This window comes from Streptomyces sp. NPDC050549, assembly GCF_040655035.1.
Classification (GTDB): domain Bacteria; phylum Actinomycetota; class Actinomycetes; order Streptomycetales; family Streptomycetaceae; genus Streptomyces.
Genome location: NZ_JBFAJD010000005.1, coordinates 19,568 through 33,858, shown reverse-complemented (window position 1 = coordinate 33,858; position 14,291 = coordinate 19,568). Strand labels below are relative to the sequence as shown.

The 14,291-nt window shown below is 65.0% G+C and carries 13 protein-coding genes; 6 read left to right on the top strand and 7 right to left on the bottom strand.

Annotated elements, in window-relative coordinates:
* Nucleotides 1-132: 132 nt before the first annotated feature.
* The 7 genes from AB0I51_RS09840 to AB0I51_RS09810 form a co-directional block, all read right to left on the bottom strand.
* Nucleotides 133-768, bottom strand: coding sequence for a hypothetical protein (locus AB0I51_RS09840; RefSeq protein ID WP_362973184.1), 636 nt, complete (start codon nt 766-768; stop codon nt 133-135).
* Nucleotides 769-1,248: 480 nt separating this feature from the next.
* A complete protein-coding gene (locus AB0I51_RS09835; RefSeq protein WP_362973182.1) occupies nt 1,249-1,878 on the bottom strand; it encodes a hypothetical protein in 630 nt (209 codons plus the stop codon).
* Nucleotides 1,879-1,881: 3 nt separating this feature from the next.
* Nucleotides 1,882-4,197: a hypothetical protein gene (locus AB0I51_RS09830; protein WP_362973180.1), complete on the bottom strand. Its 2,316-nt coding sequence runs from the start codon at nt 4,195-4,197 to the stop codon at nt 1,882-1,884.
* A 98-nt stretch (nt 4,198-4,295) separates the two neighbouring features.
* On the bottom strand, nt 4,296-4,817 hold the full coding sequence (locus tag AB0I51_RS09825; protein WP_362973179.1) for a hypothetical protein: 522 nt from the start codon (nt 4,815-4,817) through the stop codon (nt 4,296-4,298).
* Between the two features lie 132 nt (nt 4,818-4,949).
* A complete protein-coding gene (locus AB0I51_RS09820; RefSeq protein ID WP_362973177.1) occupies nt 4,950-5,675 on the bottom strand; it encodes a hypothetical protein in 726 nt (241 codons plus the stop codon).
* Between the two features lie 3 nt (nt 5,676-5,678).
* A complete protein-coding gene (locus AB0I51_RS09815; RefSeq protein WP_362973175.1) occupies nt 5,679-8,042 on the bottom strand; it encodes a hypothetical protein in 2,364 nt (787 codons plus the stop codon).
* On the bottom strand, nt 8,042-8,518 hold the full coding sequence (locus AB0I51_RS09810; protein ID WP_362973173.1) for a hypothetical protein: 477 nt from the start codon (nt 8,516-8,518) through the stop codon (nt 8,042-8,044). Before AB0I51_RS09810 ends, AB0I51_RS09815 begins: the two co-directional genes overlap by 1 nt.
* Nucleotides 8,519-9,160: 642 nt before the next feature.
* Between AB0I51_RS09810 and AB0I51_RS09805 the strand changes: the two genes are divergently transcribed.
* The 6 genes from AB0I51_RS09805 (at nt 9,161) to AB0I51_RS09780 (ending at nt 14,032) form a co-directional block, all read left to right on the top strand.
* Nucleotides 9,161-9,580, top strand: a complete 420-nt coding sequence (locus tag AB0I51_RS09805; protein WP_362973171.1) for a hypothetical protein — start codon at nt 9,161-9,163, stop codon at nt 9,578-9,580.
* 2 nt (nt 9,581-9,582) lie between these two features.
* Nucleotides 9,583-11,397 (top strand): hypothetical protein, encoded by a 1,815-nt coding sequence (locus AB0I51_RS09800; RefSeq protein WP_362973169.1) that lies wholly within the window; start codon nt 9,583-9,585, stop codon nt 11,395-11,397.
* 90 nt (nt 11,398-11,487) lie between these two features.
* Nucleotides 11,488-12,717: a S8 family serine peptidase gene (locus AB0I51_RS09795; RefSeq protein WP_362973647.1), complete on the top strand. Its 1,230-nt coding sequence runs from the start codon at nt 11,488-11,490 to the stop codon at nt 12,715-12,717.
* Between the two features lie 71 nt (nt 12,718-12,788).
* On the top strand, nt 12,789-13,133 hold the full coding sequence (locus AB0I51_RS09790; RefSeq protein ID WP_019075425.1) for a WXG100 family type VII secretion target: 345 nt from the start codon (nt 12,789-12,791) through the stop codon (nt 13,131-13,133).
* A 46-nt stretch (nt 13,134-13,179) separates the two neighbouring features.
* The gene (locus AB0I51_RS09785) at nt 13,180-13,479 is read left to right on the top strand and encodes a WXG100 family type VII secretion target (RefSeq protein ID WP_019075424.1); all 300 of its coding nucleotides are present in this window, start codon (nt 13,180-13,182) and stop codon (nt 13,477-13,479) included.
* 196 nt (nt 13,480-13,675) lie between these two features.
* Nucleotides 13,676-14,032: a hypothetical protein gene (locus AB0I51_RS09780; RefSeq protein WP_362973166.1), complete on the top strand. Its 357-nt coding sequence runs from the start codon at nt 13,676-13,678 to the stop codon at nt 14,030-14,032.
* Nucleotides 14,033-14,291: the final 259 nt, after the last annotated feature.

Here is a 14,291-nt window from a genome sequence, read left to right as displayed (position 1 = left end):
CCGAGGTGAGGGCCTGAGTCAGGGCAGGCATCGGACTTGGCAACGGTGGCTGTGTATTGCTCGACGAGGCGCCGCATTTCCGACGCGAACGAGGCGTGGGTGGCTTGAGCCATAACCACCTGGTCGGATTGGTCAGGTGGTTGCCCACACCCGTGCGGGAATCCGGTCGAGTACATCGCACAGGTAGTCCAGCCGTTCTTCGACATCCTGCGGGGACAGCGTGCCCGTGTACCACGTGAACAGTTCGTCATCGCGCAGTCGGAGCGGGGATTTCTGGGCGCGGGAGTCCGAGAGTAGGAAGGCTGGCACGAGGGCGCTCAGAATGCTGCGGGCGAAATCGTCTTCATCGGTGACAACCTGAAACTTCTCGTCGAATTCCGGTACGCCCAACAGCATTCTGGGTCGACGGCCGAGCACTGAATCCAGTTTGTCCGGTCGACCGATCTGCAGGAACGGCCCGGAACTGGGTGCCGAGACCAGGAAAACCGACTCGATCGTCAGCTTCCTCGACTCTCCGACGCCGCTGCTGCCCGACAGGGGATTGGAGTAGCGGTACTCGAAGCACTTGAACGAACGGCCGCGGAACTCACCGGTGATGTAGTGCCAAGCGCTCAGATGCGAGCCGCTTCCGGGCATCGGACCCACACCGCAGTACTCGGTGGCCCGCCCTCGCGCACGCTGTTCGTACGTCCATCCGCGCTCCGCCGCGACCCGCGAGAGGTCCGCCCACCCCTGCCTGACCCGCTTTTCCTCCTTGTCGCTGCGCACGCTCTGATGATGAGGGCGAACATCCCCACCACGAAAGCGAAGAGGAACACCTTCAGAAGAATCCCTACCGCCGTCTCCATGCTCCTGATTATTGCGGACGCCGAGTGGGACTGGGGGTTGCCCGACCGTGCGGTCTGTCTGGTATGTGTCGTCGGTGCTCGACCGCGTAGGTAATTCCCGCGGTCTCACCGGGGAGTTCCCTTTTCTCCCGCTGGGTGCCGATGCCGGAATCTCGACTGGAAGCGCCGCCTGCGAAGCGCAGTCGAGGTGCTTCGCCATGGCTCCTGAGAGGGAGTTTAGTACAGTCATCAAGTCTCGGCCGGTTGCCTTTGTGGACATCTGCCCCGGCGCACTTGTGCGACTTGCTCGGATGTAAGGAGTGGTATTTCATGCTTTCGTGGGTACCGCTACGAAGACGACGACGGTGCGATGTCGTCCACCGCCCGAGAGCCCCTGCGTTGCGGTCCAGGTTGGCGTTCTTTACGAATTTTCACGGAGATTGTTCGGTGTATCGCATTTCGCCTTGGTGTGGGCATACTCAGCGGCATTCCTGGCGAGGGTAATGAGTCCGGCGCGAAGGGTCGATTCGCCGGCATCGCCCTTTTTCTTAAGGTTGACGACCACGCTGAGGTGCCGGTACACACCGTGCGATGTGCAGGGAAGGTAGACCGCCGCGACCTTTGATGAGGCAAGCGCCTTGTCCCCGGCGGTGAACGGTGTCAGTGACGACACGGAGTCGTACTGCCCCAGTACTTCCTCGGCCCATGCTTCCGTAGTGTCGTACTCCAGCAACTCGGTCCCCGTCCATGCGAGTTGTTCACCGCCCCCGTCCACGGTGCAGTCCGTCTGGTATGTGTCGTCGGTGGTGTCGAGGCGGAGGTCCGTCAGGCTGTTGTCGAACGAGTACGACGATTTCTCGGGCAGAACCCGCTTCAGGGCGGCGGCACTTGTGGGCGCGGATCCCATGGTCGCGCACACATCCGATGCCTGGATGTCGCCCAGCTTCTCCTCGAAGGGCGGCAGCTTGACCACATAGGCGATGCCCGCGAGGAGGGCCAGCGAGACGAACACCGCGCAGGCGAGGAGAATCTTTGAACGAGTGAGTTTCACTTTTCAGTCTTCCGTGTCGAGTTGCCGAGGGATTCCCTCTCCGTCGAGGTATTGGTGGACCTTCCGGCCTGCCGAGTCGAATCCGTCTTCCGCGGAGGTCGCGACGGACGCCTCGATCAGGGGATAGCGGTGACCGGAGTTCTCGCCCGCCTTCCTGGATGCCGCTTCGACCAACTTGTATGTCGAGTCGGACGTGTCCTGAAAGCTCGCACCGTTGCGGTAGATCACTTCTCCGGAACTGTCCTTCATGGCTCCCTCGGTGATGGAGCTGATGATCTCGTCGGCGGCCGTTCCCGCCAGATCGCCGATGATGGCACCCCCCGGACCAGTGAGCGGCTCCGTGGCCATGCCGACGCCGATGCCGATGGCGGTTCCGCCCCACGTGCTCGCGTTCTCCAGGGCGGCGTTGTATTCGGCGTCCTTGGCACCGCCCTCCAACTCGCCCGCATAGGCGCGTCCGGCGCCGAGAATGCCCTCGATCTGGCCCGCGGTGCGGGCCACGCCGTCGATCCCCTGCTTGAGGTTCTCGCTCTGGCTGAACGATGGATCCTGGACGTAGGCGTCCGGATGCTCGAAGTGATGCTGCATCAACTGGGTCGTATAGCTGTGCTGGCCCAGATTCACTGCGGCGTACCCCTCGGGATTCTGGCCGACCGTGTAGAGGAACCTCGTCAGATCCCGCTCGTCGGGGGCAGCCGCGGTTCCCGCGATGGGGAAGAGCGCCGTCTCATGGTCCTGTCCCGCGTGCAACTGGCGATTGATATCAGGCATGTACTCTGCGGCGATCTGCCCCATACTGTCCGACATATAGCTGTTCTTGCTCAGGCGGGACGGGTCCTCGGAGATCGACTGGACGATGTTCTCCATCAGCTTTGCCTGCTCGGCATTGTGGGCCGGAGTGTCCGCCGTGGGAATTTCGCCCGCCGGATGCCCGGTGGTGGCCGCTTCCAGTGCGAGGGCCAGGTTGTTCTGGCCGGTGTGGATGTCGTCGCCGTGGAGGTCCACCTCCTGGGGCCAGTCGCGCTCCTCGAACAGATACTGGAAGTTGGACAGCGTGACCTTGCCCTTGTAGTCGTTCTCGTCGTCCGAGTCACGCTCGAAGGGATTGTCCGGGTTGTCCTTCGAGACGTACTCCTGGTTGAAGAACGAGGTAGCCGCGTCAGGGCTGTTGGACAGGCCCTTGAGGTAACCGGTGAGCGGGTCGGAACCGCTGTCGTCGCCGATGCGGTTCAGCCACGGGTCTCCGCCCATGAGCTGCCAGAACCCGTTGCGGTGCGCGCCGTTGCCGGTGAGCTTGCGTTCCGTCTCCATGAGTTTGGTGCCGTAGTCCTGGAGGAACCGGTCGTCGTAGTCGCCGGCCCGCATCAGGTTGCTCATGACCTGAAAACCCATGGGGCCGCCGCGGTCGCCATACAGCGGCTTGTCGCCGATGTCGATCATCGTGCGCTTCCAGTCGGCCATCGCCGCCGAATCGCTGTGCGACGCGTGCGCCAGCGTCATGCTCAAGTTGCGCTGCAGATCGTCGAACTGGTCGAGCCGCTCGCGCCCCAGTTCGTAGTTCCCCCGGTTGGCGTCCGTGATCCCGGTCCAGAATTCCAGGGTTTTCTGCGGCCCGAGCCGCGTGGCGAACCGCTCCGCGAAGAGCTCGTCCCCGCCGTATTTCTTGAGCCCCGCGTTGAGCCGGTCGAAGTCCTGGACCGTCAGATCGTCGGGGTTCTTCTTCGCGAGCTCGGCCAGTTCGTCCGCTTCCTTCACGGCCGCCGCGGCATCGTCCCGATTGGCGTAGTTGGCGTCCGTGAAGCCCAACTCGCTCTGATCCGCGATCGTTTGGAGGACTGTCTTGGCCGTCTCGTCGCTCTCGGTCGCCTTGTTCAGAATCCCTTGGATCTGATCCCGGAGCGCGGTGATCTCGGTCGCGTTGTCTTTGTCCCCCTGGGCACGACCCTCGGGGGGAACATTCGTGGTGACCGTGAAACCGCCGTCGTAGCCGATGACCGCGAGGTTCTTCTTCCGGCCGCCCTCGATGGCGTCGACCAACTGCCCGTGGTAGCCCTTGAGTTCGTCCCGGGTGTCGCTGAGGATGTTGTGAATCGACTTGGCTTGCGTGTGGGCGTCGGTGAATTCACCGGCGGTCTTCCCGATGAACTCCTTGGACATCTTGGCGTTCACACCGGCCCAGTCCGCCTTGTTGGCGGCCTGGTGAAGGTCGTCCTCGGCGTCCTTCTTGAGCTCCTCAAGGTGCCCGACGAGCGTCGACCAGTCGGATACGGCGTCGTCGAGCAGCGTGAAATTCGCGTCGCGGAGAGCGTTGAGTTGCATGGGGGTGTGTCCTTGGAGAGGTCGGGAGAACAGATGAAGGAGGGGGAGCGAATACGAGACCGGCGATGTAGCCGGACCACTGTCCGCCCCGGCGCTCGCTACTCCTTCTCGTCCTTCTTGCCCTTGTCTCCGGAATAGACGGGATTCTTCTCGCCCGCCGCGCCGACCCGTTCGTCGAAGCCGGCGTCCAGTGTGTCGATGCTGCTCATCTGCCGTTGGATGTAACCCTCGTCGCCGGCATGCAGCTTTGTCGTGGTGTGCATATGGTTGGAGATCTGGGCGCACGCGTCCATCAGGGACTTGAGCTGCTCGTCCCAGCGGGTCGACACATGCTGGAGCCCGGCGCCGAGTGCGAATCCCTGCTTCGAGAGGTCGTCGGCCGCGGAGTCGCTGCTGGGTACGGCGACGCGGGCTTTGTCCCAGAGTTGGTTGTAGAGGGAGTTTGCGGCGCTGCCGATCTTCGCCAGGTCTTTCTGCCCGACCCGGAGATCGCCGTACTCCTTCGGCAGGACATAGGGGCCGTACGTCCCGCCGCCACCGTCGACGTGGTTCAACTGCATGGCAGGCGACTGCCGGTCGGCGGCCTGAGCCTTGAGCTGCTCCCACTCTTCCCACGCCATGGACAGACCCTTCCCCCGTGCGCTCGACTGCGATCTCCGGTCAAGCTAGCAACCCGCTCCGGGTAAAGTCCTGGTCAGGTCCGAAATGCGGCGATTGTCTGCGTGTGAAGTTTCAGGGAAGCCGCCACCGGTTCAGGTGAGTTTCTTCAAGTCGCCCAAGGATGCGGGGAGTCTGCTTTCCTGGAAGCAGTTCATCTGTTGGGCGAGTTTCACGGCGGCGCCGTAGCCGATGCGGGTCAGGTCTTCAGGGGCCCGGGCGTCGTGGTGCGCGTCGAGTTTCCGCGTCGCGATGGCCACGGAGATCGCCGTGTTCTTCGCGCGTCCGGGGCCGACGGGGCAGCGGAAGTCGAGGTGCGAGGTGTCGGACGCCGCGCTCGCGTACGGCGCGCTCGTGCCTTCGGCGCCGTCACCCGTGAGGTCGTAGACGGTCCAGTCGTCGGTGCTCTTCCAGGCGCGGTCCTTGGTGCCGACCTTGATCCACTGGGTGGAGATGGTGAGTTGACCTCCGGTGAGTTTGTCCGCGGCGACCGGCAGGCAGAGGTCGAATTCCTTGCCGCGGCGTTCGAAGGAGGTGTCACCGAGCAGGTGCCGCTTTGCTTCGGAGAGGCTGCTGACTTTCTCGCCCAGGGTGAGTGAGGACTCGGTGAAGTGCTGGGAACCGGTGAGCCGTTCCAGTGCGGACGCGGGCTCGCCGTTCAGCAGAGCGCCGCATACCTGCGATGCGGCCTGTCCCTTGCCCGAAGAGCTCGGATCAGGCATCGGTGCCGGCGTCGACTTCGACGAGCAGCCGCAGAGCGCGACCGCGAGCACGGCTACGACCGCCTTCGGAAGCGCCGACTTCGTGAGGGGGGAGGTCATGGTTCAGCCTTCGGAGGAGGGGAGCTGGCCGACGTCTTCTTGGAGCTGGCTTCCGCTGGTGTACCCGTCCTGGTGCGAGCTGCGCAACGCGTTGCTGAGCGTCTGATACGTGTCGCTGTTCCACCGGGAATCATGGTCGGCCCGGTCGAGCACCGTGTACGCAGGCTGCATCGAGGCCTTGAAGCCGTGTTCGTAGACCTGGTTTCCCTCGGCGTGGTATTGCTCGGAATTGTCCCGGTGCTGTGCCTCGGTGTACGCGTCCAGGTTCTTCTCGATCAGTGTGCCCGTTACTTCGCTGGTCTGATCGCTGACGATGGGGATCACCGTGGCGGCGAGCCCGGTCTCTGCCTCGGGCACCAGTGAGAACATCCCTCCGGTGACCGCGCCGACGACCATCTTCTGGCGGTCCATCCGGGCGTCGATCGCCTTGTTGTACGCCTCGTCCATGGCCTGCCCATGAGCCTTGATCTGCTCGGCGCGAGCCCTGTCGAGTGTGCCCTGGACCTCGGCCCCCGTACGCACCGCGGTCTCTGCCTGGACACTGTGCACATGACCCTGCGCGTCGACCGTCGGCGGGTGCGCATCGACCAGTGATGTGCTGTACACCTGCTGCGCCTGGCCCACTTCGGTGTACGCGAGCGGATCCTGCCCCAGCGTGCTGAGGAACTTGGTTACCCCGAGCCCCTTGGCGTCGAAGTGCGCGCGCTCACCGAGCGAGCTGCGACCACCGTTGTCCATGGCGTACAGCGACTTGTCGGCGTCGTGGTCCATGGCCCAGTCGATGTCGTCGATGTAAGCGGCCCCGATCTTTCCGAGGCTGTCCGAGATGCCCTGCTGCTTGTGCATCAACTGCGCCCCACTGAGGCCGACTTGGTCGTGTCCCTTGTACGTGGCGTCCCGCCCGTACAACGCTACGACCTTCTCGGCGACCCTGGCGGTGTCCGCGTCGCGATGCAGCGAGGGCGGATGGGCGCCGTACGGCGACCCGGTCGTCGCGGACTCCAGCGCGTGCCCGAGCGAGTCGTACCCCGCGATCGTCTTCGCGTGTTCGCCCACGTAGTCCTCGGGCCACTCGCGCTTGTCGGCAAGGTAGTCGAAGTTGTCGCCCTCGTTGAAGAACTGCGTCGATGCGTCCGAGTTGTGGCCCAGCCCCTCCATGAACCCGGTCATCGGATCCCGCCCGGCGTCGTTGGCATCGCCGTAGTGGAGCTGCTCCCACTGGCCGGAGTGGTCCCAGGGCAGGACGTCCTCGCGGGTGACGCGGCGCTGGAGACCGCCGTACTCGTCGGAGGTGTGCGACTTCTCGTAAGCGATGAGGTGGTCGCCGTAGCCGTGGAGGAAGTCGGTTCTGTACTCCCCGTTGCGCATCAGGTTGCTCATCACCTGGAAGCCGTAGACGGGGTTTTCGCCGTTGGGCCGGACGTTCTGCCCGCCCAGGTTGATGGCGTCGGACTTCCAAGTCTGCATCTTGTCGCTGTCGGAGTGGCTGGCCGTGGCCAGTGTCATTCCCAACTGCTTCTCGAAGCCCTCGACGAGCTTCATCCGCTCCTTCTGCGCATCCGAAAGTCCCTCGCGTGAACGGGGGTTGACGGCGAACTGAGCGTCGTCGACCAGGCTCGCGTAGAACTCCATGGTCCGCTTGGGGCCCACGTCGGTCGCGAACTTCTCGGCGAAGAGCGGGTCGTTCTTGTACTGGGCGAGCGCGGTGTTGAGCTCGTCGAGTTCGGTGTTGGTGACGTCGCCCGGATCCTTGGCGAGGATCTTGGCCAGCCTGCCGGCGGCTGCTACGGCCTTGGCGGCGGAGTCGCGGTCCGTGTACGCGGCGTCGGAGAAACCGTACTCGGCCTGGTCGACGAGGAGTTGGAGGACCTTGGCCGCGCTGCTGTCACTCTCGGTGGCCTTGCTGAGGATGTGCTCGATCTCCGTGCGGAGCGCGTCGATGTCCTGCTGGCTGGTGGCATCGGTCTTGCCGCTGGGGTCGGAGGCCCAGTCGGGGCGGGTGTTCTGGGTGACGACGAAGGTGCCGTCCCCGGTGTCCATCACGGTCAGGTGCTTCTTGGCGCAGCGGTCGACGGCGTTGTTCAACTGGATTTGGTAGCTGACAAGTTCACCGTGAGTGTCGCTGAGGATCTTGGTGATCGAGTCGGCCTGGGTGTGGGCGTCGGCGAACTCGGCGGCCGTCTTGTCCACGAACTCGCGGGTGACGGTGGCGTTGAGACCTGCCCAATCCGCCTTGTCCGCCTTGGCCTTGAGGTTGTCCTCGGCGTCCTTCTTCAGATCGGCGAGCTGCTTGGTCATCTGCTGCCAGTCGGTGATCGCCTGGCCGAGCTGCTGGAAGTCGCCGTAGCGGAGCGTGTCGAGATCCATCAGTTCTGCCCGCTCCCGCTTTGCCCGCTCCGGTGGTCGAAGCCGCCATCAAGGGTGGAGATGCTGCTGATGGTGCCGGCGATGTAGACCTCGTCGCCGGCGTGCGCGCCCTTGGTGTAGTCGAGGTGGTTGGAGATGTGAGCGGTGGCGTCCAGGAGTGAGCGGGTCTGCTCGGCCCAGCGTTCGGCGACGTGGTCGAGCGCGGCGCCGAGAGCGAAGCCCTGCTTCTTGAGACCGCCGGCCGCGGTGACGGAGGCGGTGCGGGCGTAGCCGCTGTAGTGGGTGAAGCCCTGATAGAGCTGGTAGGCGGCGTCGCCAACCGCGGCCAAGTCCCGCTGGTTGACGCGCAGATCGCCCTGTGCACTGTCCCCGCCTTCGCTTCCGCCAGGGTCCGGCGCCAACTGGTTCAACTCCATCTTCGCCGAGTGCCGCTCCGCCGCCTGTGCCTTGAGCTGCTCCCACTCGTCCCACGCCATGCGTGGATACCTCCCCGTTACTGCTGTATTCCGTTATGCCCCGTGGTTTGCGCTTTGCCTGATGAGTAGGTTTCCGGCAGGGCAAAGTTGGCGTCAACGTAGCAATCGGTTTGTCAGGGTCAGGTTTTGTAGTCGCAAAGATCTTCTGATGTGGTGGCGGGAGGGGTGAGTTGTGGGGTGGTCACCGATGGCCGCTTTGGCGGTCCGCGGGTCGTTGCGGTGCCGGTCGGACGGTGGGTGCGGCCGTCGGTGAGGCGGTGTGCGGGAGTTGCCCTGTCCATGGTTCGTAGCGCGTGGAAATGTGATGAAGATCGAGAGGTGTGAGGTGTTCGAGGAGGTTGACCGTGGTCACGATTGGGCTGCTGGTGGATGGGTAGCGCCACCAGGGGTCCTGTGACCGGTGTCATCCGAACAGGCGAATCGGGCAAACTGTGGCGGCCGGGCCTGTTGCGTAACTGAGGTAACACGCAGCGCGGTTGGAGCCGATGTACAGGTTGACTACAGTGGTAAACGCGTTGTCAGGTGTGGCTCGCTTTGCGATCGTACGGTGAGCGGATGGGGTCGGCGCGGCTTGACTGCGGCCGATGGATGAACGGGGAAACGGGGAGGAGCGTCGTGCTTCCGGCAGACATGGTGGGGGGCGTGTCGGCTACCAGGGCCAAGGACCTGGAGGCGAGTAGCGAAGCGCTGACCGACTTCGTGAACCGCGTGGACAAGGTCCTGCGTGATCTCGAGAGTTCGGCGGGGAACCCGAAACGGGTGGGTGCGCAGACGGTCAGCGCGGGGTCGATCCACAGGGGTGGGCGAGGCGCTTTCCACGAGGCGGACGGCCTGTACGACGAATACCACGCGGTCCACGACAAGCTCACCGCCCTGTCCAAGACTCTCCATCTGCAGATCGAGGCGATCGGTATCGCCGTGCAGGGTGCCAGGGGCACCTTCGACGGGGTGGAAGAGGATCAGCGTCGGCGGTTCTGGGAGATCCAGACGGAGATCACGAGGATCAACGGTGCCTCGGGTCCCGAGCGCACCAACACCGCCAACTCCGGTATGAGTGGGTGACGATGACTGACGACCAGCACAAGGCGGACCTGAACCGGGTCTCCAGCCAGAATCAGTTCACCGACCTGGCTCGGGGTGTCGAGGAGCGACCGAGGGAGAGCGGCCTCCTGGCCGGTCTCTTCTACAACCCTCTGCGCGCGGTGGTCGAGAGCACGTCGGAGGGCCAGGCCGTCCACGACTCCGTGCACGGACCGTCCGGCGACCGCCGTACGAACTTCGAGAATCGCCCGCTCAACGAAATGATCGACCTTGTGGAGCGGACGAACCCGGAGGACCTGGAGTCCTCCGGCAAAGCGCTGTGGGACGCGCGTGACGCGATCAAAGCGGCGGCCGACGAGCTCAGCGGTCACATTGACAGGGTCGAGTGGGCCGGGAAGTCGGGCGAGGCATTCCGTAAGTGGGGGAGTGAGCTCGTCACTCAGACGCACAGCCTGAGTACGTTCGCCGGAGGCGCCGGCGACCAGATCACCGCCGCTGCCATGGGTCTGGCATCCGTGCGCAGTGCCATGCCCGCTCGCGATACGCAAGCGGAGCGAAAACACCCCGCGACGTTCACGGCGGCCGAGAAGGTCGCGAACAAAGACGAGTACGCGGCGGCCCTGCGTGTGGAGAAGGATCGCCAAGAGGCGATCAACCAGATGAACCGGCTGTCGTCGTACTACGTGGTGTCCAAGGACGAGCTGGCGGCGCTGAACAGCAAGGCGCCCGAGTTCACGGCCATGCCGAACGTGGGTGTGCCGCGGCCTCAGACGGACAAGAAGGGTGGCTATGCGCGGGTCACATCCCCGAAGTCGGAAGTGACTGGTGCCTCGAGCGCCGCCGATCACCACGCTACTGCCGTGTCAACCACGGGTAGTACCGGCAAACGTGATGTCCCAAGTGACGTCACGCCGCCTGTGAAACACACCACCGATCGTGTGACTCCCCCTGATGCGCCGACGCGCACGAACATCGACAGCGTCGGCACACTTCCGCCGGCCACCACGGTGCCCACCACGGTTCACAATCCGCCGGTCACTGGTGTCCCTGTCCCGGGGGGAGGGCCAGCCAACGTGTTCGAGAGCGGCTTCGGGACCCCTATCTCAAATGGTCCGGTGAGCAAGAGCGCCGGTGGCTTCCGGACCCCCTTCTCCGCGCAGGGGCGAAGTGGTACCTCGGGTCTGGGTAATTCGGGCACTGAGCGGTCTGCTGGCCGCGGGCCCACGAGTCAGATGGGCCGCGCTACGGAGACGGGCAGGTCACTTGCCAAGGGCACTGCTTCAGGTGTGAAGCCTTCGCCGATGGGGCGAGGTGTCACTGGTGGCGTCCCGCGGTCAAGCGGTACGGCGGTTCCACGTGCCAACGGCGGTTCGACCACCGGCGCCGGACGTTCGAACGGCGTGGTGGGCGGGCGGCCCACGTCCTCCGCGGGCAATTCGGCGAAGGGCGGGGCGAGGGTTCCGCGTGGCAATGTCATCGGTGCTGAGGAGGCGGCCGGCTCCCGGTCCACGGGCGGTCGGCCCGGACAGCGCGGGGTTTTCGGAGCGCCCGAGGCCGCGACAAGGCCCAGTACGAGCTCATCGGGGGCGCGTGGCGGTACGAGTACTCCGGAGAGTGTCACGGCTACGCCCGCCCAGCGTAAATCTGTTGCCCAGGCCGAACGTAACGGCATGACGCGGGGCGGCTCCGGCCTCGTGCGCGGATCTGGTAGCCAAGGGAAGCACGGCGACAGGGAGCGCACGGACGGATCTCAGCCGGCCGACCACATCGCCGAGAACGAAGAAGAAACCCATCTCCCCACCCCGCCGCGGCGTGATGTGCCGCCGGCCGTCAACTGAGCGCGAGCGAGGACAGTCAACGCCATGAAGTCAGGGACCAGCCGACGAGCCCAGAGGGCTGAGCTCCTCAAGACGCGCCGTGCCAGACGAGTGCGCGCAGTGAGCGCGGTAGTTGGTGCCCTGGCCGTAGTAGGCGTGGGATTCGCCCCGAGTGCCGCTGCCGACGATGTCCAGTCGAAGCAGTGGTACCTGGACCAGATGCAGGCCGAGAAGATGTGGAAGGTCAGCACGGGCAAGGGCGTCAAGGTCGCAGTCGTCGACACCGGGGTGAACCCCAACACGCCGTCCTTGAAGGGGCAGGTGCTAGTGGACGATGTGCCCAAGGCGGTCTCGTATCACTCCACTGTCGACTTCGACGGCCATGGCACGTCCATGGCCGAGCTGATCGCCGGTACCGGGGCGGGAGGGAGTCTCAAGGGGCTGGCGCCGGGTGCGAAGATCGTCCCGTATCGAGTTGACCTCAAAGGCCTGAAGGTCGGATCGCCGGAGCAGAAGAAGACGCCCGAACCCTGGCAGGCGGTCAGAGCAGCGGCCGACACCGACGTAAAGATCATCAGTATGTCGATCGGGGGGTACGTCAGCCCTGAGCTGGAGCAAGCGATCAACTATGCCGCTTCCAAGGGCAAGCTAATGGTCGCCGCCGTGGGCAACTCGGGTACCGGGACGGGCGATGGCAATGTCGATTATCCCGCCGCCTACCCTTATGTGGTCGGCATTGCGGCGGTCGACTCGTCGTTCACCGTCACGAAGTTCTCCTCGTACGGAAACTACGTCGATCTCGTAGCACCCGGCACAGGTATTCCGGGATGGTGCGACACCACCTTCCACACGTATTGCGATACAGGTGGCACAAGCCAGGCGACCGCGATCGCCTCCGCCTCCGCCGCCCTCATCTGGTCCGCCCACCCCGACTGGACGGTCAACCAGGTCACCCGCGCCCTGATCGACACGGCGAGCCGGACGTGGCCGGAGAACGAACCGAGCAAGTACGCCGGTTACGGGTTCGTCCGTCCTCGCATGGTGTTGGAGAACGCCAAGTACGACGCGGGCGCCCCCAACGTCGACCCGCTGGCGAAGGAGAACGGCGGCAACCTGTTGGCCAAGTCGGCGAGTTCTTCTTTGACCGCATCGACTCCGTCCGCGTCAGCCACGTCAAAGACTCCGGGCAAGGGCTCTACCGGCGGCACCTCAGCCGCAGGATCAAGCGCCGAGTCGTCCAGCGACAGCAACACACTCTGGATCGCACTCGGCGGCGCAGCCGCAGTCATCGTCATCGGCGGTGCGGGCGTAGCCGTAATGCGCGCACGGCGTGCCAGGTGACCAGGATTTCCAGCCAGACCGCGAATCAGTCAACACACGACGCCAGTCAATAGAAGAAGGGTGAGCTGACCATGTCCAACAAGCAGAAGCTCGAAGATGCCGCAGTAGTCGATATTCAGAAGCAGATGCTCGACAAGTACGACGGCATCGCCAAGCGTGTGCACGGGCTTCAGGGTGTGATCGACGGGCTTGAGGGGCAGTGGCACGGTATCGGGCGTGCCGCGTTCGACAAGAAGCAGTACGAGATCAACGAGTCGCTGCAGAAGATCGGCACCATTCTCGGTGACGTCATCGAGGCGATGACCGCGACGCGCAACATCAAGGACAGCAAGGAAGACGAGGTCCGCGCGGCGGTCAACAAGATCGACCTCCAGGACGGCGCCCCGACCGTGACCTCCCCGCTGAGCTCCTACTGAGTCACGACGCCCACCAGCCCATACGAACGAGACGAGGTAGACACGCATGAGCCGTAACTCCGACGGCCTTTCCGTCACTTATGACGGGCTGGACTTCGCGGCCACCAAGATCGGCAACGAGGCGAAGCAGCTGGAGCAGGACCTCCAAGAGCTCCGCGCGCTGGTCGTGAAGAGCCAGCAGTACTGGGAGGGTGACGCGCAGGGCACCTTCAACGAGAAGCTGCACCGGTGGGACAAGGAAGCCAACGACATCCACACCGCGCTGACCGGCATCGGCCACGTCGTGTACACGTCGGGCGGTACCTACATGGAGGGCGACAAGAAGGCCGCCAGCTACTTCCAGTAGCAGAGCCAGGCGAGGTACGCAGCAGCAACTCAGGGTGGGCGCGCGCGGGAGGCGCCCACCCTGTTGCCGTGCCGGGCCCCCGCACGAGAGGGTGAGCACGCGCCGATGCCGGAGGGCGGAGAGCGCACGACACACGGCTACGACACGGTGGAACACGGCTACGACACGGTGGAACACGGCTACGACACGGTGGAACATGGCTACGTCACGGCGGATCGGCCCCTACACGATCGTCACCCGGCTCGACGGCAACACCCACACCCCCCACACTCACGCCTCCGCCCAATCGTCCGCCCAACCCCCCACCCCCGAACGCCGTTTCATCGCCCGCAGCCCCGACGGTGACCGCACCGTCCCGCTGAGCGCTCCCCTGCCGAAGGCCGACCCGGGGCGGTTCATGGCGGAGGCCGACACCTCGCGGTATCTGCTCGGGCCCTGGGTGCTGCCGGCCGTCGAACTCGCCGCCCCGGGCGGCGAAGCGTGGCACGCCCGGCCCTATGTGCCCGCGCTGCCTCCCGACCGCCCTCGCGGTGAACGGCGGTCTGCTGCCTGAGCGGACCGTGCGCTCGCTCGCCGTGGCGCTGGCCGAGACGGTCGCCGTGCTGCACGGGCAGAAACTGTCGCACGCCGGGGTGTGTCCGGCTGCCGTGCTGCTCGCCGCCGACGGGCCTCGGCTCGGTTGTTTCGGGGCGGTGCGGGCCGCCGCGCCGGACGGCGTGCCGCGGTGGGGAGCGCCGGGGCTGGACGCCGGGAGTCTTCCGCCCGAGCAGGCGGCCGGTGGGCAGCCGCGTCCGCTGGGTGACGTATACGCG